The 23,182-nt window shown below is 36.0% G+C and carries 19 protein-coding genes and 1 riboswitch; of the genes, 17 read left to right on the forward strand and 2 right to left on the reverse strand.

Features of this window, described 5'->3' with window-relative positions:
• Positions 1-26 precede the first annotated feature (26 nt).
• Positions 27-129: riboswitch (purine riboswitch) on the forward strand.
• 66 nt (positions 130-195) lie between these two features.
• Positions 196-1,557 (forward strand): NCS2 family permease, encoded by a 1,362-nt coding sequence (locus tag EL194_RS03815; RefSeq protein ID WP_003775995.1) that lies wholly within the window; start codon positions 196-198, stop codon positions 1,555-1,557.
• Between the two features lie 58 nt (positions 1,558-1,615).
• On the opposite strand, the gene mutY is transcribed toward EL194_RS03815, so the two are convergent.
• On the reverse strand, positions 1,616-2,599 hold the full coding sequence (gene mutY, locus EL194_RS03820) for an A/G-specific adenine glycosylase (RefSeq protein ID WP_003775993.1): 984 nt from the start codon (positions 2,597-2,599) through the stop codon (positions 1,616-1,618).
• 254 nt (positions 2,600-2,853) lie between these two features.
• On the opposite strand from mutY, the gene EL194_RS03825 reads away from it, so the two are divergent.
• The 5 genes from EL194_RS03825 to EL194_RS03845 all read left to right on the forward strand — a co-directional run bounded on the left by EL194_RS03825 (position 2,854) and on the right by EL194_RS03845 (position 6,803).
• The gene (locus EL194_RS03825; protein ID WP_034886893.1) at positions 2,854-4,113 is read left to right on the forward strand and encodes an HdeD family acid-resistance protein; all 1,260 of its coding nucleotides are present in this window, start codon (positions 2,854-2,856) and stop codon (positions 4,111-4,113) included.
• Positions 4,114-4,207: 94 nt separating this feature from the next.
• Positions 4,208-5,194, forward strand: a complete 987-nt coding sequence (locus tag EL194_RS03830) for a VOC family protein (protein ID WP_003775989.1) — start codon at positions 4,208-4,210, stop codon at positions 5,192-5,194.
• Positions 5,194-5,607: a MarR family winged helix-turn-helix transcriptional regulator gene (locus EL194_RS03835; protein ID WP_003775987.1), complete on the forward strand. Its 414-nt coding sequence runs from the start codon at positions 5,194-5,196 to the stop codon at positions 5,605-5,607. Before EL194_RS03830 ends, EL194_RS03835 begins: the two co-directional genes overlap by 1 nt.
• A 1-nt stretch (position 5,608) precedes the next feature.
• Positions 5,609-6,202, forward strand: coding sequence for an alpha/beta hydrolase (locus EL194_RS03840; protein ID WP_003775985.1), 594 nt, complete (start codon positions 5,609-5,611; stop codon positions 6,200-6,202).
• Positions 6,192-6,803, forward strand: a complete 612-nt coding sequence (locus EL194_RS03845; RefSeq protein WP_003775983.1) for a flavin reductase family protein — start codon at positions 6,192-6,194, stop codon at positions 6,801-6,803. Before EL194_RS03840 ends, EL194_RS03845 begins: the two co-directional genes overlap by 11 nt.
• A gap of 26 nt (positions 6,804-6,829) precedes the next feature.
• Here the strand turns inward: EL194_RS03845 and EL194_RS03850 are convergent, their stop codons facing one another.
• Positions 6,830-8,062: a hydroxymethylglutaryl-CoA reductase, degradative gene (locus EL194_RS03850; RefSeq protein WP_034886891.1), complete on the reverse strand. Its 1,233-nt coding sequence runs from the start codon at positions 8,060-8,062 to the stop codon at positions 6,830-6,832.
• Between the two features lie 96 nt (positions 8,063-8,158).
• Here EL194_RS03850 and EL194_RS03855 point away from each other — a divergent pair, with 96 nt between their 5' ends.
• From EL194_RS03855 to EL194_RS03905, 11 genes are all read left to right on the forward strand, one after another.
• Positions 8,159-9,100, forward strand: coding sequence for an L-lactate dehydrogenase (locus tag EL194_RS03855; RefSeq protein WP_013852439.1), 942 nt, complete (start codon positions 8,159-8,161; stop codon positions 9,098-9,100).
• A 153-nt stretch (positions 9,101-9,253) separates the two neighbouring features.
• Positions 9,254-11,065, forward strand: a complete 1,812-nt coding sequence (typA, locus tag EL194_RS03860) for a translational GTPase TypA (protein ID WP_013852440.1) — start codon at positions 9,254-9,256, stop codon at positions 11,063-11,065.
• A 17-nt stretch (positions 11,066-11,082) separates the two neighbouring features.
• On the forward strand, positions 11,083-12,234 hold the full coding sequence (tgt, locus tag EL194_RS03865; protein ID WP_003775975.1) for a tRNA guanosine(34) transglycosylase Tgt: 1,152 nt from the start codon (positions 11,083-11,085) through the stop codon (positions 12,232-12,234).
• Between the two features lie 133 nt (positions 12,235-12,367).
• A complete protein-coding gene (gene queA, locus EL194_RS03870) occupies positions 12,368-13,399 on the forward strand; it encodes a tRNA preQ1(34) S-adenosylmethionine ribosyltransferase-isomerase QueA (RefSeq protein WP_003775974.1) in 1,032 nt (343 codons plus the stop codon).
• A gap of 9 nt (positions 13,400-13,408) precedes the next feature.
• The gene (locus EL194_RS03875) at positions 13,409-13,951 is read left to right on the forward strand and encodes a hypothetical protein (RefSeq protein WP_003775972.1); all 543 of its coding nucleotides are present in this window, start codon (positions 13,409-13,411) and stop codon (positions 13,949-13,951) included.
• Entirely contained in the window at positions 13,948-14,286 is a 339-nt protein-coding gene (locus EL194_RS03880) for a hypothetical protein (protein WP_003775971.1), read from the forward strand. The genes EL194_RS03875 and EL194_RS03880 overlap by 4 nt, the downstream gene beginning before the upstream one ends.
• Before the next feature lie 153 nt (positions 14,287-14,439).
• Positions 14,440-15,153, forward strand: a complete 714-nt coding sequence (locus EL194_RS03885; protein ID WP_013852444.1) for a TrmH family RNA methyltransferase — start codon at positions 14,440-14,442, stop codon at positions 15,151-15,153.
• Positions 15,150-16,904, forward strand: coding sequence for an NAD(+) synthase (gene nadE, locus EL194_RS03890; protein WP_003775968.1), 1,755 nt, complete (start codon positions 15,150-15,152; stop codon positions 16,902-16,904). The genes EL194_RS03885 and nadE overlap by 4 nt, the downstream gene beginning before the upstream one ends.
• Positions 16,905-17,055: 151 nt before the next feature.
• Complete coding sequence (gene spaA / locus EL194_RS03895) at positions 17,056-18,936, forward strand: surface protective antigen adhesin SpaA (RefSeq protein WP_003775966.1); 1,881 nt, start codon at positions 17,056-17,058, stop codon at positions 18,934-18,936.
• Between the two features lie 248 nt (positions 18,937-19,184).
• Complete coding sequence (locus EL194_RS03900; RefSeq protein ID WP_003775961.1) at positions 19,185-21,350, forward strand: ABC transporter ATP-binding protein; 2,166 nt, start codon at positions 19,185-19,187, stop codon at positions 21,348-21,350.
• Positions 21,337-23,142: an ABC transporter ATP-binding protein gene (locus EL194_RS03905; protein ID WP_003775958.1), complete on the forward strand. Its 1,806-nt coding sequence runs from the start codon at positions 21,337-21,339 to the stop codon at positions 23,140-23,142. Before EL194_RS03900 ends, EL194_RS03905 begins: the two co-directional genes overlap by 14 nt.
• Positions 23,143-23,182 lie beyond the last annotated feature (40 nt).

Raw genomic sequence — 23,182 nt, forward strand, 5'->3', positions numbered from 1 at the left:
GACATTCACACTTTAACTAACCTATACTATCAATGTATTAATAACCAAATATAATACCCATAATATGGTTGGGTAGTATCTACCGATGTACCGTAAACACATCGACTATCGTGGTGAAAACTCGCAAGATCGTTTTCTCCCGATCTTTTTTTATTTGGTTTTTTAATCAGAAGAAAGCTAAGGAGAGGAGATAGAATGGAAAAATTCTTTAAGCTCAAGGAAAATAATACAACAGTTGGTACGGAGGTATTGGCAGGAGTAACAACATTTTTTGCGATGGCATATATACTGTTTGTTAATCCACAAATATTATCTGAATCAGGGTTGCCATATAATGGGGTTTATATAGCAACAATTCTTGCATCTGTAATTGGTACTTTAATTATGGGGTTATTTGCGAATATCCCTTATGCGCAAGCTCCAGGAATGGGATTGAACGCATTTTTTACTTATACTGTTGTTTTAGTAGGGGGGTTTACACCTTACGAAGCACTTGCTATGGTATTTATTTGTGGATTGTTGAATATGTTTATGACTGTTACAAATATTCGTAAACATCTAATTAAAGCAATACCGGAAACATTACAATTAGCAATCAGTGCAGGTATCGGATTGTTTATTGCTTATATAGGACTGTTAAATATTAAATTTATCGAGTTTGGAGCTGTACCTTCAATTACAAACTTTAAAGATCCAAGTATTGTCTTAGCAGTGATTGGTCTTATCATTACAATTGTATTAATGCTTAAAAAAGTTAAGGGTGCAATTTTGATTGGTATTCTAGCAACTACAGTTATTGGAATTCCAATGGGTGTTGTTCAACTTGGAGGAGCAGCACAATCAACAGTTGGATTCTCAGTTATTTTTAAGGAATTTGGGGAAATTTTCGGTAAAGCACTAGGTCAAGAAGGACTTGTTAGTCTCTTTACAAATTACAATTTAACGAAAATTTTGCCAATTATCTTTGCATTTTCATTAACAGATACTTTTGATACAATCGGTACTTTTATTGGTACGGGTCGTCGTTCAGGAATTTTCTCTCAAGAAGATCAAGATTCTTTAGAATCTGGAAGTGGAATGAAGTCAAAATTAGAACGTGGATTGTTTGCGGATATGATTGCGACTACAGCAGGAGCAGTTCTTGGAACTTCAAATGTTACGACGTTTGTTGAAAGTTCTGCCGGAATTGGGGCCGGTGGACGCACTGGACTTACTTCTGTTGTTACAGCAGCATGTTTCTTAGCAAGCATTATCTTAGCACCAGTTGTTAGTTTAATTCCTGCAGCAGCAACAGCACCAGCTCTTATTGTTGTAGGTATATTGATGAGTGCTTCATTTGGTGATATTGAATGGACTAATTTTGAAAAAGCTGTACCAGCATTTTTCACAGTAATCATGACTGTTCTAACATATAGTATTTCAAATGGTATCGCATGTGGTTTCATTGCTTATATTATTGTAGAAGTGTCAATGAAACGTGGATCAAAAGTTCATCCCATTGTTTATGGAAGTGCGTTACTCTTTATTCTTAACTTTGTAATCACAGCAATGAGCTAATATCATAACAATATATCCTTATAAATAAAAAACCACTCTTTATTGAGCGGTTTTTTATTTATAATAAGTTGAGTTTTTTTAGTATTTTCTTATGAGCGGTAATGATGGCAAGTCTCTTTAACTCTTCTCGAGGAATAAAGTACCAATTATGATTTAAGTCTTGAATGGTATCAACTTCAAATACCGAAATGTTCCACTGTAAATGGGAAAATTTATGTTTTAACGTTAATATTGGATCAGTTGCATAAATGCCGTCAATTTGTGGCAATCTTAAAAGTCCCTCCATCAGACCGTCCTCGTGATCATCTGAAATTAGAATTCTACCATCTTTCTGATATATCAGAACTGATTTTTCATAAATGGGTACCGGTTTTGCTTTAGGAATAAATGGTATTGTTCCGATACACTCACCACGATAGCAAGCGCACATTTCTTTAAAAGGGCAACCTTCGCAGTTTGTGTTACTTGGTGTACATACAAGGGCTCCCAGCTCCATAAGAGCTTGTGTAAAGTCACTGGGGTCGGCACCATTCAACAATAACTCCTTTTTAAGAAACGTTTCGAAGTATTTATGGCAAGCCCGTGTATTAACATTTTCAGTGTAATTAAGATAGCGTGCCATAACACGCTTTACATTTCCATCAATCGCAATTTCAGGGAGACTGAAAGCAATTGAAGCGATTGCACTGGACGTGTAGTCACCAATACCTGGAATTTTCATGAGTTCTTTTTTGTCAGCTGGAAGCGTACCTTCGTAATGTTCCATAACATATTGAGCACCCGCATGAAGGTTTCGTGCACGACGGTAGTAACCGAGTCCTTCCCACATTTTTAATACTTCGTCAATTTCTGCATTGGCGAGAGTTTCAACATCGGGATATCGTTTTATCCATCGATCATAATAGGGAATCATGGTAGCGATTTGTGTTTGTTGGGCCATGATTTCGCTTACCCATATTTTGTAAGGGTCTTTTTGAGACCTAAAAGGTAACACGCGTTTGTTTTCGTGGTACCAGCCCATGAGTCGTTCTGTAAAGTTCATAAGGATAGTATACACGATAAAATAAAAAGAAAAGAGCTCGGTGCTCTTTTCTTAGAGAGATAGTGCGTTTCATTATCATTTACTCCATAAGTGGTTAAGAAGGAAATCATGAAGTAAATTTCAAGAGAGACAATGAATTGCAGTAACAACTTACATTATTTTCCAAGTTGTTACTTATATGATATACGGAATTGGGGCGGAAATCAAGAATAAATGCTATAATAAACGTGGGAAAAAATGTGAAGAGGACAATTATGGAAACTCATACTAAATCGCTTTCTAAAAAAGATAAGATAACGTTAATCTTCCAACTTCTATTAGGTGTTTTTACAGTGATAGTTGGTGTTTTATTTATATTTAGAGATAAAATTTTATGGTCGTTAATCTATTGGATGTTTGTTGCGATGTTAGCGGCAACAATACTTTTGTTTTTATATCGGTCTGTGAAAAATCGAAGTATTTCGGATGCGCTGATCGCGCTTGGATCCGGTGTGTTTCTGGCTTTAATCATTTATAAAGAAGCACTCTATATTGAAATCATGGCTTTGTTTTTTGGTATTTGGGCATTATTTAATGCACTTGTACATGGACTTGAATTTTATGTCGCAATTCATGAGAAACAAAAAAACAAACTTTTTAAACTTTTCGCTTCTGTAGTTTCGTTAATTATGGGTATCGTACTATTAACACGTGGGGTGTCGAATCGATTTTTAATGAATATTCAAATTGGTTCGTATGTGATTTTCTTTGGGATTGTATCTATAATCTCGTCTGCACGCGTATTGTGGCGTCATCAAACGAGCGTTCGTTTATCAGCGCCTGTCTTTTTAGCCGCAATGAATCCATATTTTCTGGTTAAAGAAACACGAAAATTAGTTCAAAGTAATCCAGATGCAGTGATTGACAAGGTCGTAAAGACTGAAGGAAATTATATCTCAATCTATATCTATGCGAAAGATCATGGTTATAACAGAATGGGTCATTTAGATATTGGTTATAATGGGGTTATTTACTCCTATGGTGCTCATGATCCGTTTAATCGCGCGAAATCGATGGCCTATGGAGATGGTGTCATGATTGTGGGAAGTGAAGTTGATTATGTTCAGTATGCGGTGGACGATGATACAACTGTCTTTCGCTTTATTTGTGAATTATCGGATGAACAACGTGAATTTGTGGAAAATCGGTTGGATGAGCTGTTTAAGTCTGCTTATTATTTTAAGTGGCCGTATCAACTGGATACAAAAAAAGAACATCACCTTACGAATTTAATTGATGCAGGTGCTGCAGTTGATTATTATAAGTTTAAAGAGGGTGAGTTTAAAACCTATAATGTCTTTACTACAAATTGTGTTTTAATCGCTGATTACGTCATTCAATCTACGGGTATGAAATTATTTCAAATGAGTGGTGTTATTACACCCGGTGCCTATTATGATTATCTTGATAATTTATTAAATAAACCAGGTTCGATTGTTGTTAAGCGGGAAATATATCGAAAAAAAGAAGTTTAAAGAATCCTTTGGATTCTTTTTATTTTGTATTGAGCATATTTATTGATAATATTTCGAATTCGAAATATTATAGTAATACAAGTAGGAGGTACTTATGAAACAGTTAAAAGGACTACATCATGTAACTGCGATTACGAGCAGTGCAGAAGAAATTTACAAATTTTATACATATATTTTAGGAATGCGTCTTGTTAAGAAAAATATTAATCAAGACGACATTCATACTTACCACCTTTATTTCGCAGATGACCGTGGCAATCCCGGAACGAATATGACGTTTTTCGATTTTCCAAATATCACAAAGTCACAGCGTGGTACGAATGAATTATCTCGAACCAGTTTTCGAGTAGCTTCTGATGAAGCAATTGTGTACTGGGAAAAACGATTTACACACTTTGAAATTCCATTTGAATCAGATCATATGTTCTTTGGGAAAAAAGCAATCACATTTGAGGACTTTGATGGACAGCGTTATGCTTTAGTTTCTGATGAAAATAATGTAGGCGTTCCCTCGGGAGAACCATGGTACAAGGGTCCTATTCCGGATGCTTACGCGATTACCGGCTTAGGTCCGATGTTTATGGATGTATCGAATGTTGAGTTAACACATCAAGTACTTTCAACCGTATTTGGAATGCGAAAATCGATGACAGAGGGTAAGTTAACGCTTTATGAAATGGGCGATGGTGGTAATGGTGGATCGGTTATCGTACGCGAGAATCAAGAACAGTCAAATGCAATTCAAGGCTTTGGGGGTGTACACCACGTTGCTTTTAGAGTCGATGAAAAAGAAGATCTTATGAAGTGGTATCGAGAGTTATCTGAAATGGGTATCCCAAGTTCAGGTTATGTAGAGCGTTTCTATTTTGGCTCACTCTATATCCGAATTCTTCCTAATATTCTTTTCGAACTTGCAACTGATGGACCAGGGTTTATAGATGATGAAGAGACTTATGAAGTTCTTGGTGAGATGTTGACATTACCACCACATCTTCGTCCAAAGCGCGACTATATTGAATCGCAAATTAAGAACTTTGATACGGTTCGTAGTACCCGTGAATTTAAGAAAGAAGTATTTTAATGACAAATCTCAAGACACTCACTATACTTTTTCGAACACATCAAAATATTCTAGAACAAGTTAAAGAAAGCATTAAAGATTTTGATATTAATGTTAATGAATTTCAAGCACTTGAAGCACTTTATCATAAAGGAAAACTTACAACACAAGCTCTTTGTGATACAGTTCTTGTACCTGGAAGCAGTATGACATATGTCGTAGATCAGTTAGAGAAAAAGGGTCTTGTAGTTCGATTAAAAGACGAGAAAGATCGCAGAATAAACTATGTAATGCTCAGTCCTAAAGGATTAAATGATACAGAAATCATCTATAACAAACATTACGAAGAAATGCGTAAGCGATTCGATAAACTTACGTCAGAAGAAGAAGTAACACTTCAAAATCTTTTAAAGAAAATAGGAAAGGAAGGATAGTATGATCCATAAAATGATTCCAGGGAAATCTGAACGTACAATCATTGGTTTACATGGAACTGGTGGCACGGAAGAAGACATGATTCAGATTGCACATTATATTGATCCAGACGCTACATATATTGGGATTCGGGGTAATATCGTGGAAACCGGAATGAACCGATATTTCAAACGTATCGACATGAAAACATTTGATTTAGAAAGTTTGAATCACGAGTCTATAATCTTAAAAAATGAAATTCTTACATTACTTAAAACATATGATCGTTCTATGGAAGAAGTATCTGTTGTAGGATATTCAAACGGTGCAAATATTACATTGAATTTACTAAAAATGGATGTAGATTTCTTTAAACAAGTAGTCTTATTTCACCCAATGCATGTACAACCGAGCATTCCATTTCCCAAGCATCTACAAACCCGTGTATTTATAACAAGTGGTGCGGGTGATCCCTATATGGATGTCCAAGATATTGAAGTAATGGTTGAAGAATTACGAGAATCTAAGATTTTTGTAACACACTTTCATACGCAGCATGGTCATCAATTAATTCCTGAAGAAATTAAACAAGCACGTGACTTTTATGAAATTTAAAATTCAAGATTTAAGTGCTAAGGATCGCTACAAATTTTTGACAGGAAGTGTAGTACCCCGTCCAATTGCTTGGATAACAACACGGAACTCAGATGAATCCATAAATCTGGCGCCTTTCAGTTATTTTAGTCTCGTTGCTACGGAAGTCCCTATTGTTTCGGTTGCAATTAACCGAAATAAAGGAAAATTAAAAGACACAAGTAAAAATCTCTTACAAACTCGTGAATGTGTGATTCATATTGCGAATCATGAGTTTGTTGAAGCCATGAATGCGAGTTCGATGACACTTCCTTATGGAGAAAGTGAAGTATCTAAACTCAATCTCGAAACACAATCAAGTGTGATGATCGAAACTCCAAGTCTTAAAGATGTAAAGATAAAACTTGAAACTGTACTATTTAGCCATCAAGAAATTGAAAATGAGGATGGAGTATGTACAGATATGTTTCTACTTAAAGTACTTCATTTGGACATTGATGATTCAATTTTTATCCAGGAGAATCGTTACATCGATGTAAATAAATTCGGTCCTATCGCTCGTCTTGCAGGAAATCAATTCGCAGAAATCAAACCGGTGTTTACATTAAAACGTCCTAAATAAAAAGAAGCTCGATTGTGAGCTTCTTTTTATAATTCTTGAAGTAATTTTTTAGCAACATCTTGATTTAACTTAGGTTCTTTGAGTAATTTCGCTACAAGACGATCAACATCTTCAGAAGGACATCCCACAGCTAAGGCTAGAGATTTTGCTTGAAGTTTCATATGACCATTTTGAATTCCAACAGTTGTAAGTGCGTAAAGAGCTGCGAAGTTTTGTGCGAGCCCAACAGATGCTAGAATCATCATCAGTTCTTCAGCATTCTGATATCCTAAAATTTTACGACTCAACTGTGCCTTAGGGTGGATTGCAATGGAACCACCGACAGTACCAATTGGAAGCGGAAGTTTAATTGTACCTTCAATCATGTTGTCTGAATTTATACACCATGTGGCTAGCGGTTGATAGCTGCCTGTGAGCGATGCATAACTATGCACAGAGGCTTCGATTGCTCGCCAATCATTTCCTGTTGCGATAACAACGGCATCGATACCATTCATGATTCCCTTATTATGTGTTGCAGCACGGTAAGGGTCTACTTCCGCAAGATGACTTGCTTGTTGGATTCGTAAGGCGATATCATCAGGGAAACGAAGTGTTTGGGGATCAATTATAACACGTGCTTCTGCCAAACATTCGGTTGCGAGGTTCGATAATATGGCCATGAGTGGATGTTCATCGAAGACTGATTCAAGATGATTTCCAATTGCTTCTAAGATTGTATTCATCATGTTTGCACCCATGGCTTCTTGGGTATCAATAGTACAATAAACAATTAAAAAAGGTGTTTTATGGGGCTTGTTGATAAACGCAGTATGAATATGACGTAGACCACCACCACGTTTAACAATAGAAGGGTATGCGTCATGTGCAATTTTAAATAATAAATCGCGGTTATCATCTAAGTACTGAATCATTGCTATTTGATTATGAGGATTCGCAAAGGCAATTTGTCCGATCATATTGCGCTTATAAATACGAGCGTGGATGCCTCCATTATGCTTCATGATTTTCGCGGCATTACTTGCGGCAGCGATTACAGAAGGTTCCTCAGTTACCATAGGAATGACATAGTCTTGATTGTTTATCAAGAAATTTGGAGCACAACCCATTGGGATTTCATACGTAGTGACCGCATTTTCTATCATATGTTCATAAATCTCTGAGCTCAGAGGAATATCAAGATCGAAATCGTAATTCTTTTGATCATTTAATACATTACGACGTTCTGTTATCGTTTTTTTATAAAATTTATTGTACATAATGAACACTCCTTTTATAAATATCATACCGAATTTGATTATATATGCCAAGTAGAATTGAGAGGTGTGGTATTATAATAAAAAAGGAGTGATATGATGAAAACAAATAAAGTTTCAATTATCGGTGCAGGATTCGTCGGTTCAACAACAGCTTTTGCGTTAATGAATAGCAATATTGCATCTGAAATCGTAATCGTTGATATTAACAAAGAAAAAGCACAAGGTGAGGCAATGGACTTGGACCAAGGTCGCGTATTTGTTTCTCCCGTTAAGATAATTGCGGGTGACTATCCCGAGACTCAAGGATCAGATATTGTAATTATTACAGCGGGTTTAGCTCAAAAACCTGGTGAAACACGTATTGATCTTGTAAATCGTAATATTAAGATTTATGAAGAGTTAGTTCCTAATATCGTAAAATATAACCCAGATGCTATTTTACTTGTGGTGTCAAACCCAGTTGATATTTTGACACATATTACTTATAAACTATCTGGATTTCCAGCAGAACGTGTTATCGGTTCAGGAACGGTATTGGATACAGCACGCTTCCAATCGATGTTAGCGAATAAATTTGAAGTTGACGCTCGAAACATTCACGCAAATATTATTGGAGAACATGGCGATAGTGAAATCGCTACATGGTCTTTAACTACAGTTGCTGGACTTACAATTGACCAGTATTGTGAGAATGTTGGTATTGAGTTTACAGAAGAAACGCGTCAAAAAGTTACACATGACGTAAAGACTGCAGCTTATGAAATCATTGACAGAAAAGGTTATACAAACTACGCTGTTGCACTCGCAATTACACGTATTGTGAATGCGATTTTAAGAGATGAGAATTCAATTTTAACGGTCTCAAGTCTTCAAGATGGTGCATACGGTATCGAAGACGTTTATATTTCAGTTCCTACAGTAGTGGGAAGAACTGGAGTTAAGCATGTTATTGAAGTTCCTTACAGTTCCAATGAGGTTGAAGCACTTCAGGAATCTGCGGAAATGTTGAGAGATATTGTTTCACAGTCGAATTTATAAAATCCAAACACCATGTTAATCGTTAACATGGTGTTTCTTTGTAAGCGTTTAAGTGAACTTATACGCAAAAAATGAGCATGAAGAGTGCATTTTCTGTCATTTCATGTCCAATTCATGTATAATGATACAGTTATAGGAAAAGAGACGATGTATATGAAAAAAATTATTAATATAGCAGTTATCGCGCACGTTGATGCGGGAAAATCTACACTAGTTGATGCAATGCTTAAATCAGCTGGTGTTTTCCATGAAAATCAAGTTGTTCTAGATCAAGTTATGGACAGCGATGATATTGAACGTGAACGTGGTATCACAATCTATTCCAAAAACTGTAGTGTAAATTATGGTGACATCAAAATTAATATCGTTGATACACCAGGCCACGCCGACTTCTCAAGTGAAGTAGAGCGTATAATTAAAACCGTAGATACAGTTATTCTCCTTGTGGATAGTGCAGAAGGTCCTATGCCACAAACACGCTTTGTACTTAAAAAATCACTCGAGGCCGGTCTAAAACCAATCTTATTAATTAATAAAATTGATAAACCCGATCGCCGTGTTGAAGAAGTAATCGAAGAAGTATATGAATTATTCATGGATCTAGATGCTACTGACGAACAATTAGAATTCCCAATTCTTTATGGTATTGCGAAGAAATATATTGTTCAAAAAACACTTGAAGAAGAAGGAACAAATATCAAACCGTTGTTTGATACGATTGTGGAACACACACCACTTTACCCAGATTATGACAATGATCCGTTACAATTCCAAATTTCCTCACTTGCTTATGATGAATATGTTGGACGTTTAGGTATTGGTCGTATTACTAAGGGTCAAGTTAAACGTGGACAAGCAGTCGTTGTTGCTGACAATGATGGAAATACAAAACGCCAAAACGTTTCTAAAATCTTTACATATGATGGATTGAAACGTATTGAAACAGATGTAGCCTATGCAGGAGATATCGTACTTGTTTCAGGTATTGATGATATTTCTATTGGAAATACGCTCTGTGACGTAAATCATATTGAACCACTTCCTCCAATCGTAATTGAAGAACCAACACTATCCATGAACTTTATGGTTAATGCTTCTCCATTTGCTGGAAAAGATGGTAAATATGTTACATCACGTAACATTAAAGAACGTCTTGAAAAAGAACTTGAAGTTAATGTTGGATTACGTGTTGAAGCAACCGAATCTGCAGACTCATTTAAAGTTTCAGGTCGTGGAGAACTTCACTTATCAATCTTAATTGAAAATATGCGTCGTGAAGGCTATGAGCTTGCAATCAGTAAACCTCGTGTTATTACACAGGAGATTGATGGACGTAAATGTGAACCGATTGAAGAAGTAATTGTTGAAGTGCCAGAAAAATACTCAGGAACAATGATCAGCCAAATTAGTTTACGACAAGGTGAACTTACAAATATGGAAGAAGATCGTGGAATGGTTAAACAATACTGGAATGTTCCTACACGTGGACTTATTGGTTTCCGTGGAGACTTCATTAATATGACTCATGGTGAAGGAACAATGATCCGTCAATTCCATGGTTATGAACCAATGAAGGGTGCAATTTCACAACGTTCAAATGGTTCAATGGTTTCAACTGAAACTGGAAAATCAATGACATACTCAATCTTCAACCTTCAAGAACGTGGTCAATTCTTTATTGGCGCACAAACAGATGTTTATGAAGGAATGATTTTAGGTATTGCAGCACGTGATACCGATATGGATGTTAATCCAACAAAAAATAAAAAAGCAACTGCTGTTCGTAGTTCAGGACGTGATGAAGCAATGAAGCTAACACCACCGATTCCATTGACACTTGAATATGCACTCGAGTTTATTCGTGATGATGAACTTGTTGAAGTAACACCGAACTTCCTAAGATTACGTAAACGTTATTTAAAAGCAATTGATCGTAAACGAGCAGGTCGTTCAGATATTGATTAATCAAGGAGATCGATAATATGAGTTTAGGCAATAAACCATTGAAGTTGACTTTAATTAAAAAATCAAATGAATCCAAGGCGCGTCTTACAACTATTGAAACGCACCATGGTACTGTTGAAACACCGATGTTTATGCCGGTAGGGACGCTAGCAAGCGTAAAATTTCTGTCACCAGAAGATTTACGTAAAATAGGTTCCCAAGTTATTTTAAGTAATACGTATCACCTATGGTTAAGACCTGGGGAAGATGTAGTTCGTCAAGCTGGCGGACTCCACAAATTTATGAATTATAATGGACCAATTTTAACAGACAGTGGCGGATTTCAAGTGTTCTCACTTGGAAAAATTCGTACAATTTCTGAAGAGGGTGTTGAGTTTAGAAGTCACCTTAGCGGTGAGAAACTATTCTTAACGCCTGAAAAAGCAATTCAGGTTCAAAATGCATTAGGACCAGACATTATGATGAGTTTCGATGAATGTCCTCCTTATCCTGCAACTTATGAATATATGAAAAATTCTGTAGAGCGCACAATTCGTTGGGCTGCTCGTGGTAAAGCTGCACATCAAAATCCTGAGACACAAGCGTTATTCGGTATTGTCCAGGGTGGTAAGTATGCTGACCTTCGTGAGCATTGCGCTAAAGAATTAGTTGCAATGGATTTCCCAGGTTATTCAATCGGGGGAACAAGCGTTGGTGAACCCAAAGATGTTATGTGGCAAATGATCGATCATACGATTGATTTCTTACCTGAAGATAAACCTCGTTATTTAATGGGTGTAGGAAGTGTTGATGCAATTTTCGAAGGCGTACTACGTGGTGTTGATATGTTTGACTGCGTATTACCTACTCGAATTGCTCGACATGGTACAGCAATGACCTCTACAGGTCGTGTTAATATTAAAAACCGTAAGTGGGAATATGATTTTTCTCCACTTGATGAAAATTGTGACTGCGAATGCTGTCAAAACTATACAAAATCTTATTTACGACACTTAATACGTTGTAATGAAGGATTTGGTATGCGTCTTCTATCCATTCATAACCTTCGATTCTTATTGAAACTCATGGAAGACATCCGTGAGGCAATTAAAGAAGATCGTTTACTTCAACTTCGTGATGAAGTTTATGAGAGTTATGGCATTACAGGAGATGACCATCCAGGATGGTAATCAAACATTAAACTTGGTTCGTATGAACCAAGTTTTTTTTTGCAATTTTGTGAATTACACAAAATCGTGTCAGAGCACTGGCTTTATGGTAAAATAGTGAAGATGTAATACGATATAAACCAAGGAGTAAATTATGAATGTAAATGATTTTGATTTTGATTTGCCAGAGGAACTAATTGCACAAACTCCTGCTGAAAAGCGAAGTGAATCGCGATTACTTGTTGTTGATGGAATGAACCTAGAAGATAAACGCTTCTACAATATTATTGATTATTTAAATGAGGGTGATGTTTTAGTTTTAAATGATACCCGTGTTATCGCAGCGCGTTTATTTGGAGAGAAACCGGAAACAGGCGCACATGTTGAATTATTAATTCTAAAATTTGAAGGAAAAACTGCTGAATGTTTGGTAGGAAATGCGAAGGTTGTTAAACTTGGTACCGAATTAAGTTTTGGAGATGGACAATTAAAAGCTATTTGTACACACGTTGGTGATGAAGGACTTAGAAATTTTGATCTAATATTTGACGGGATTTTTCTTGAAATCTTAGATGAACTTGGACAAATGCCTCTACCTCCATATATTCATGAACGTTTGGAAGATAAGGAACGTTACCAAACAGTATATTCTCGTGTAGAGGGAAGTGCGGCAGCACCAACTGCAGGACTTCATTTCACACCGGAATTACTGGATGCAATCCAAGCCAAGGGTATTACAATTGCGCCTGTTACACTCCACGTAGGGCTGGGTACATTTAGACCTGTTAAAGTTGATAATGTTTTAGAACATAAAATGCACAGCGAAGCGTATACAATGACTCAGGATACAGCAGATATTCTTAACACTGCTAAGAGAGAAGGACGTCGAATTATTGCGGTAGGAACTACTTCTGTTCGCACATTAGAAACTGTTATGTCTAAATATGGCACATTCAAAGAATGCCAAGGTAATAGTGAAATCTTTATTTATCCGGGTTATGAATGGAAAGCGGTTGATGCAATTATTACAAATTTCCACTTACCGAAATCAACATTAATTATGCTGGTAAGTGCATTTATGGGTAAAGAAGAAATTGATCATGCCTATAAACATGCTGTCGATTCAAAATACCGATTCTTCTCATTTGGAGACAGTATGTTCTTGAAGGCACGTAATATTAAGTAGGAGATATTTATGGAACAAACAATGAATACAAAGCAGAGTAGTTTTACGCGGTTTAAATTATTTTTTAAGCAGGGGGACTATAAGTTTTTAGGAATTATCATCATGGTTCACGTTCTCTTAGGAACGATACATCTTTTTGCCTATAACTCGCTTCACCCACTTTCAAAACTTTTAGTAAATCTTCCCATGATTTTTCAAATAATTATTGTCTCACTATACGGTCTTGTAGCATATGCAATTCCAGGTTACTTGATCGTAATAGCAATTAAAAATAAAAGTCGAATTTTAAAGAGTGTAGATTTTGCGCTTATCGTTTTATTTATGATTCTCTTTATAACTTTTAGCGGTCTATACATTCTATCGTTTTTTGAGTCAAGTCGCGTTGTTTGGATGATCTATAGTTTTGTGAATCCATTAATGGGGACTTTTATTGAAAAACTAATGCGAATTCACTGGTCTTCGATTTTGTGGATTGTTTCTACAGCTGTCCCATCATTTGGTTTGCTTATTGGAATGTATATCCGTCTTAAACAGGAAGGGGTTGTAGAATGAAACGAACATGGTCAGCTTTATTGGTAATTCTTGCAAGTGCAATTGTTTATAAATTTCTATTTTCTGTTTTACCAACTTCTTTAGTAGGAATTGCGACTACTGTTTGGATGGTGTTGATGTTGGTAATTGGATACTTCTTAGCACCGTTACAAAAGAAAAACAATCGTTGGGTGGGAAAAGTAGTCCTATCTTTTGTGATTATTTGTATTTTTGGATATCGATTGAATCTATTATCGATTCCTGAATTTACAACCTTACTCAATGCAGTCGGCATTACCGGAACGTTTTTAGATATACTCCTCATATATTGTGGATGGGCATTTTTCCAGGTTTAATAGAAATAAAAAAACAATAAAGAAACAATAAAGAAACAATCTTTATTGTTTTTTTATCCAACAAAGCCAAGAATTCGTATATCTAATTGAGATTGTTGTATAATTAAGTAAGAAGTCGAAATCGTGAAGATAAGGACTCATCAAGGAGAAATTATGATTGTATCAGGAAAAATTAGTGTTAAGGCAATTCTTAAAGAACGTAAACGTGACATTGAGTTTGTAGCAATTTTAGATAAGCACAATGACAAGGAGTCACGTTATGTAGAGCGCATTGCGGAAGGACTCAAGATCAAACGAATGTCCCGTGAAGAAATGGACGCATTAGCCACAAATAAAACGCATGGCGGTTATCTCGTATCATGTGGTAAGCGAATTAGTGATCCCCTCAATTATTTACCAAAGCAAACACTTTCTTTAATGTGTATTGAAGGAGTGACAGATCCATTTAATCTTGGAGAAATTTGTCGAACTGTGGCTTCACTCGGATTTGATGGTATCATCACTCCAAGTTATGATTTCTATGAACATGAAGCCAAGTTAATTCGTGCCAGTGCGGGTGCAAGTGAATCGTTATGGTGGATGCAAAGTGATGATTTAAGTAGTGATTTAAAAGCTATCAAAGCTAAAAAAGTAGTAATGGCTGCTGCGCATCGTGGTGATGAGAGTGAATCTCTGTTAACTTATAAATTGCCAGATCGTGTATGTATTTGTTTGGGTGGTGCTTTACGTGGACTCTCAAAAAGTGTATTAGATATAAGTGATGTCAACGTGCGAATTGATTACGATGCTCGTGTATCCTTGAGTAGTGTTGGGGCATGCAGTGTGTTTGCCTATGAACGTTATCGTCAATTGGAGGAGAAAAAATGAAAATTGCAATTGCACAATTAAGAGTTAAAGCAAATAATCCACAAGCAAATTTTGAAATGATTCAAGAAATCGTAGAAAAATCTAAGGGTAAAGCTGATCTGATTGTGTTTCCTGAACTTGCAGTCGGAGGCTACCTTGTTGGTGATCGTATGAATAACCAATCAAATATTGATGAACTGATGGCTTATAATGATCGTATTCGATTGTTGTCTGATGAGATTGGGATTGTCTGGGGAAATATTTATCAAAAAAACGATAGACTCTACAATGCTGCTTTTTTTGCCTATAAGGGTGAATGGGTAGAGAGAGCGAACCACGAGTCTGCAGGTGTTTATATGAAGCATTTGCTTCCGAACTACGGTATTTTTGATGATAAAAGATATTTTGAACCAGGTGACCACAATTTTGAGCCATTCATCTTTAAGGGTGATCGAATTAGTATTCAAGTCTGTGAAGACCTGTGGGATAAATCAAGTGATCTAAAACCGACAGAGTTAATGATGCAACACAGCCCAGACCTAATGATCAATATATCCTGTTCGCCATGGCATAAACATAAGGAATCTATGCGTCTTGAGGAAATTAGAAGACAGAACTTAGACATTCCATTTATTTATGTGAATGCGACAGGGATGCAAAATAATGGTAAGAATGTTGTGTTATTTGATGGTGGCAGCATGGTTGTGTCTTCTGAATCTGTGACGTATTTGGACGCTAATTTTAAACAAACTTTCGATATCGTCGATTTAAAAGTCCAAGTAACAAATAAACCTAGCTACGAAGATAAGATGTATCATGCTCTAATTTCAGCAATTCGTTATTTTGATGAAGAAGCACTATCTTATGGACCAAAATGGATTGTTGGTGTTTCGGGAGGATTGGATAGCAGTGTATCCATCGCCTTGCTTGTGAAGGCATTAGGAAAAGACCGAGTTGTTGGTGTCACAATGCCAAGTCAATTCAACCGCGATATTACCAAAAACAATGCATATCATCTAAGTAAAGTTCTGGGTTTTAAATTTTTAGAAATCCCGATTGCTGCAATGACTGATGCAACCGTTGAAAGCATGAAATTTGGTGCTTACTCAGATGTTACTGGTCTTGCTTTTGAAAATGTTCAAGCAAGACTGAGAGGGCATACGTTAATGACCGTTTCAAGCCTCGAAAATGGTGTTGTCATGAATAATGGAAATAAAATTGAGGTTGCTCTCGGTTATGCAACACTTTATGGTGATGCAATTGGTGCACTTGCTATCTTAGGTGATCTTACAAAGATGGAAGTTGGAATGATTGGTCGGACTTTAAATCGAATTGAAGGTCAAGAAATTGTGCCGGAGAACTTAATTCCCGTTGAATTAGAAAATCGCGTTGATTGGGAATTTGCGCCAAGTGCTGAACTTGCTCAAGATCAATTTGATCCAATGAAGTGGGGTTATCACGATTTATTGATTGACGAATTAATGCATGGTCGTTTGGGAATTGTTCTCAATTCATACCTTGATGGATCTATTTATGAATCCAATCTAGGAAAATACTTAGCCTCTTATGGTTTAGATAAAGGGGAAGCGTTTGTCGAAGATATTCAGTGGGTACTTAAGACGATGAATACTGCGGTTTATAAACGCGTGCAAATGCCACCCATTGTTATGGTGTCCAATTGTGCATTTGGTACCGTTTATCGCGAGAGTCAACTGAGATTGCACCTTACGCAAACTGAGCAGAATTTAATGAATCAAATTAAAAATCTATAACTCTAAAACCATCTTACTAAGGTGGTTTTTCTTTTAAAAGTAATGTATACATTTCATTCTTTACTACTAAAAAGAGTATATTAAATAAATTGTTTACAAATTATGCCAACATATATTATTCTTCAAGTGGAAATCAAGAGGGGGATAAATTATGAAAAAGAAAAAACACCTATTTCCGAAAGTAAGTCTTATGTCGTGCTTACTTTTAACTGCAATGCCACTACAAACAGCTTTTGCTGATTCGACAGATATTTCTGTGATTCCACTAATCGGTGAACAAGTTGGATTGCTCCCAGTTTTACCTGGGACAGGGATACATGCTCAGGAATACAACAAAATGACTGATGCTTATATTGAAAATTTGGTATCTCTAATTAATCAAAAAGTGAAGCCGTTTCTTATAAATGAACCAAAGGGGTACCAAAGTTTCGAAGCAGTGAATGAAGAGATTAACTCGATTGTAAGTGAACTTAAAAATGAAGGAATGAGTCTTCAAAACATTCACCATATGTTTAAACAAAGCATCCAAAACCTAGCAACTAGAATCGGCTACAGAAGTTTTATGCAGGATGCTATGTATCTTGAAAATTTTGAAAGATTAACGATTCCTGAACTTGATGAAGCATACGTTGATTTACTCGTGAATTACGAGGTGAAACACCGTATTTTAGTAAAATATGAAGATAAAGTTAAAGGTAGAGCTCCATTAGAAGCATTTATAGTTCCTCTAAGAAATAGAATTCGTAGTATGAATGAAATTGCTGCAGAAGTAAATTATTTACCTGAAGCGCATGAGGATTTCTTAGTTTCAGATTCAAGCGAGTATAATGACAAACTAAATAATATCAACTTTGCTTTGGGTCTAGGGGTCAGCGAGTTTATTGACTATAACCGGCTCGAAAATATGATGGAAAAAGAAATTCATCCATTGTATCTTGAACTTTATGCTATGCGGAGAAATCGCCAAATTCAAGTTGTAAGAGATGTATATCCAAACTTGGAACGTGCGAATGCGGTTGTTGAATCCTTAAAGACAATTAAAGATATAAAACAAAGAGAGAAGAAACTACAGGAACTTCTTGAAATTTATATCCAAAGAAGTGGAGATGTTCGAAAACCAGATGTACTCCAACGATTTATTGGAAAATATCAATCAGTAGTTGATGAAGAAAAAAATAAACTTCAAGATTATTTAGAATCAGATATTTTTGATTCATATAGTGTGGATGGCGAGAAAATAAGAAATAAAGAAATTACACTCATCAATAGAGATGCATACTTATCTATGATTTACAGAGCTCAATCGATTTCGGAAATTAAGACGATTCGTGCAGATTTAGAATCACTTGTCAAATCATTCCAAAATGAAGAAAGTGATTCTAAAGTAGAGCCTGAAAGTCCCGTTAAAGTAGAAAAACCAGTTGATAAAGAAAAACCTAAAGATCAAAAGAAGCCAGTTGATCAATCAAAACCCGAATCGAATTCAAAAGAAGGGTGGATTAAGAAAGATAATAAGTGGTTCTATATTGAGAAATCAGGTGGAATGGCAACAGGATGGAAGAAGGTAGGAGACAAATGGTACTACCTCGATAATACGGGTGCTATGGTTACGGGTTGGAAGAAGGTAGCAAACAAATGGTACTACCTTGAAAACTCAGGTGCGATGGCAACAGGATGGAAGAAAGTATCAAACAAGTGGTACTACCTTGAAAACTCAGGTGCGATGGCAACAGGATGGAAGAGAGTATCAAACAAGTGGTACTACCTTGAAAATTCAGGCGCAATGGCTACAGGATGGAAAAAGGTAGCAAACAAATGGTACTACCTTGAAAACTCAGGTGCGATGGCAACAGGATGGAAGAAAGTATCGAACAAGTGGTACTACCTTGAAAACTCAGGCGCAATGGCAACGGGTTGGAAGAAAATAGCAAATAAATGGTACTACCTTGATAAATCAGGAATGATGGTTACAGGTTCAAAATCTATTGATGGTAAAAAGTATGCATTTAAGAACGATGGAAGTTTAAAATAGACGGGATATCCCGTCTATTTTTTATGAATTTATGAAATTATCATTTGTATATATATTTATACATTTTTTAAGTAAATGTATTGCACATTAAAATAAATAGGAATATACTAATAAATGAACATTGTTCATTATATCCATAATGTACAATTATATGTAATATTTTTGAAACATCTTTAATGCGAGGGTTAAAAAAAATAACCTAAACTTTGATGTGCTAAGATATGCATAGATAAGAAAGAGGTTAGTATATGAAACGAGTCCTAAAAAATTTAAAACCATTCTTAGGTGCAATACTCATTTCAATTGCGTTCTTGTTTGTCCAAGCTTTCGCGGATTTGAAGTTACCCAACTACATGTCTCATATTGTTAATGTTGGTATTCAACAAAACGGTGTTGAACATGCAAGTCCCGATGAAATAAGCAAAGATGGTCATGACTTAATTGTAGCGATATTGCCACAAGAACAAGGTCAAGCATTCTCATCATCGTATGAGATGAGCGGAGATCGATATGTTATTAAACAAAATATTGATCGCGAAGCAACAGATATTCTCGTAGGAGAAAGTGTTTGGACCTTAATGAATCTTGGTGAAGGTTCCGAATCAGAAATGCCCGCATTAAGTGGCAAAATCACCGATGATTTTGATATCAAACAAATGTATGCTCTAACGCCTATGTTTAAATACATGGATCCAGCGGTTAAAGAAGCGGCATACACAAAAGCAGCAGGCATGGAAGATAGTTTGAAACAACAAACAGGTGTCGTTTTCGCAAAAATGTTCTATGAAGAACTCGGAAAAGATATTCCAACAATGCAAAATCAGTATATTCTAAAAAAAGGTGGCGGAATGATCGGAATTACGATTGTTGGAATGATCGCTACGATTGCAGTTGCATTTGTATCCGCTAAAATTGGATCTGGTTTTTCAAAGAATCTTCGTAAAGAAATCTTCGAAAAAGTTCAAAGTTTTTCAGCTGAAGAATTTGATAAATTTTCATCTTCGTCAATGGTAGTTCGAACCGTTAACGATGTAAACCAAGTTCAACAAATGATTACTATGGGAATTCGCATGTTCTTCTATGCGCCAATCATGGCAATTGGGGGAATTATTATGATTTCTCAACGTGATACATCGATGACATGGATTATTGTCGTAACATGTGCAGCATTACTCTCATTTTTAGTTGTTATTTACTTTGTTGCGGTACCTAAGTTTAAGGTTATGCAAAAATTCGTTGACCGATTAAATTTAGTATTTAGAGAAAATCTAAGCGGTGTTATGGTTATTCGTGCATTTGGTAATAAAGATTTTGAGAATAAACGTTTTGATAAAGCAAACTCAGAGCGTGCTGATCTCGCACTCTTTATTAACCGTGTGATGTCATTAATGATGCCACTGATGAACTTCCTCATGAATGCGACAATGCTTGCGATTATCTGGTTTGGTTCGCATCAAATCGCAGAAGGAATTCTTCAAATTGGTGATATGATGGCGTTTATGCAATATTCAATGCAAATTATTATGTCATTCTTAATGATCGCGATGATGTTTATTTTTGTACCACGTGCAGTAGTATCATTGAATCGAATTAATGAATTACTCGATACTAAAAATACAATTCATGAACCAAATGAAGCAAAAGCATTTAATGCTTCAGACCGTGGTCTCGTCGAATTTGAAAATGTAGACTTTAAATATGGTGACGCAGACGAATATGTTCTTCACGATATTAACTTTGTCGCAAAACCTGGGGAGACGACCGCATTTATCGGATCTACTGGTTCTGGAAAATCTACCCTAATTAACTTAGTGCCACGCTTTTATGATGTTACTTCAGGTACGGTTAAGGTAAATGGCGTTGACGTTAAAGATGTATCAACCCATGATTTACGCGAAGAAATCGGTTATGTACCACAAAAAGGTGTACTCCTTACTGGAACAGCAAAATCAAATCTTGTCTACGGTAAAGAAGATGCAACGGACGAAGAAGTCACAAAAGCGCTTCAAATTGCGCAAGCAAATTTCATCCTTGATAAAAAAGATGGTCTTGATTATGAGATTGCCCAAGGTGGTACAAACGTATCAGGTGGACAAAAACAACGTCTAAGCATCGCAAGAGCACTTGTCAAAGATGCTTCAATCTTTATTTTTGATGATAGTTTTTCTGCTTTAGACTTTAAAACAGATCAACTCTTACGTAAATCAATTCATGAGAACTTAAACCATGCAACACTGTTAATCGTTGCGCAACGTGTAAACACAATTATGGATGCAGACCAAATTATCGTTTTAGATGAAGGACGAATCGTAGGTAAAGGGACTCATAATGAGTTATTGAAATCTTGTCCTACATACTATGAAATCGCATCATCACAATTATCGGAGGAGGAATTAAATTATGAATCAAAATAACGCTTCAGTAAAACCTTCGAAACCAGAAAATTCTAAAGCAGTTCTTAAAAAAATGATTGCACTGATTAAACCCTTTAAAGTAAAAATGATTATAGTTATAATCTTTGCATTATTATCAACCATCTTTACAATTGTTGGTCCAAAAGTTATGGGACAAGCAACGACCGTTTTATTTGAGGGATTAATGGCTAAAGTACAAGGCGTTGGTTCGGTTGATTTTGAAAAAATCAAAGGGATCGTATTATGGCTTCTTGGAATCTATGTTGCTAGTTTACTCTTTAGCTATATTCAAGGATGGATTATGGCACGTATTTCACGTGACTTAACATACGATCTTCGTAAACGTATGCATGAAAAAATCGAAAAATTACCCTTGAAGTATTTTGATGGAACGACAACAGGAGAAGTTCTGTCACTTGTTACAAATGACATCGATGTAATCGATCAAAACTTAACAAGTAGTATTACTCAAGTTATTACCTCCATCACGACCATCGTAGGGATTCTCTACATGATGTTCTCGATTAACTGGCAAATGACCCTAGCAGCAATATTAGTACTGCCGCTATCCTTTGGACTCATTTTCTTCATCATGTCAAAATCACAAGTGTTCTTTAGAAACCAACAAAAATATCTTGGATCACTAAATGGCCATATTGAAGAAATGTATGGGAGCCATGTTGTTGTGAAAGCTTACAATGGTGAGGAACGATCAATTGCGGAATTTGATGATCATAATAATAATCTGTATGATGCAGCTTGGAAGAGTAGTTTTTTCTCGGGTATGATTCATCCAATTATGAATTTCGTTGGTAACTTTGGTTATGTGGTAGTAAGTATTCTCGGTGGGTATTTTGCATCCGGTGGAATTATTAGTGTAGGGGATATTCAGTCCTTTATTCAATATATGAGAAGTTTTATGAACCCGATTGCGCAATTGGGTAACTTATCCTCTACATTCCAACAATCCCTTGCTGCCGCAGAACGTGTCTTTAACTATTTAGAAGAACCTGAAGAAGTCGAAGATGCAGACACAGTAATTGATGTAAGTAAGGTTGAAGGTCACGTATCCTTTGAGAATGTTAATTTTGGATACGATTCAGATGTGACAATTATCAATGATTTCAGTGCTGATGTTAAGCCGGGTCAAAAAATTGCGATTGTAGGTCCTACCGGAGCTGGTAAAACAACGATCGTGAAACTCTTAATGAGATTCTATGATGTAACTTCGGGATCAATTAAGGTTGATGATCATGATATTCGAGACATTAAGCGTGAAGATCTTCGTAATCTAATCGGTATGGTTCTTCAAGATACTTGGTTGTATAGCGATACAATTAATGAAAATATTCGTTATGGTAAACTGGATGCTACGGATGAAGAAGTCCATGAGGCTGCAATGAAAGCTCAAGTCGATTACTTTGTTCGAACACTCCCAGAAGGCTATCAAACAGTACTTAATGAAGAAACAACTAATATTTCTCAAGGACAAAAACAATTATTAACGATCGCTCGAGCAATTCTTGCTGATCCGAAAATTTTAATTCTTGATGAAGCGACAAGTTCCGTCGATACACGGACAGAAGTTCTAATCCAAAAAGCATTAGATGTCTTAATGGAAGGACGCACAAGTTTTATTATTGCACACCGTCTATCAACAATTAAAAATGCCGATTTAATCCTTGTTATGGATAAAGGTGATATTGTTGAAAAGGGAAGCCATGATGAGCTGCTTGCTCAAAATGGATTCTATGCAACACTTTATAACAGTCAGTTTTCTGAAGAAGACTAGGGAAATCCCTAGTCTTTTTTCTATGATTAGCAGAATCCAA

This window comes from Erysipelothrix rhusiopathiae (assembly GCF_900637845.1).
GTDB classification, from domain to species: Bacteria; Bacillota_I; Bacilli_A; order Erysipelotrichales; family Erysipelotrichaceae; genus Erysipelothrix; species Erysipelothrix rhusiopathiae.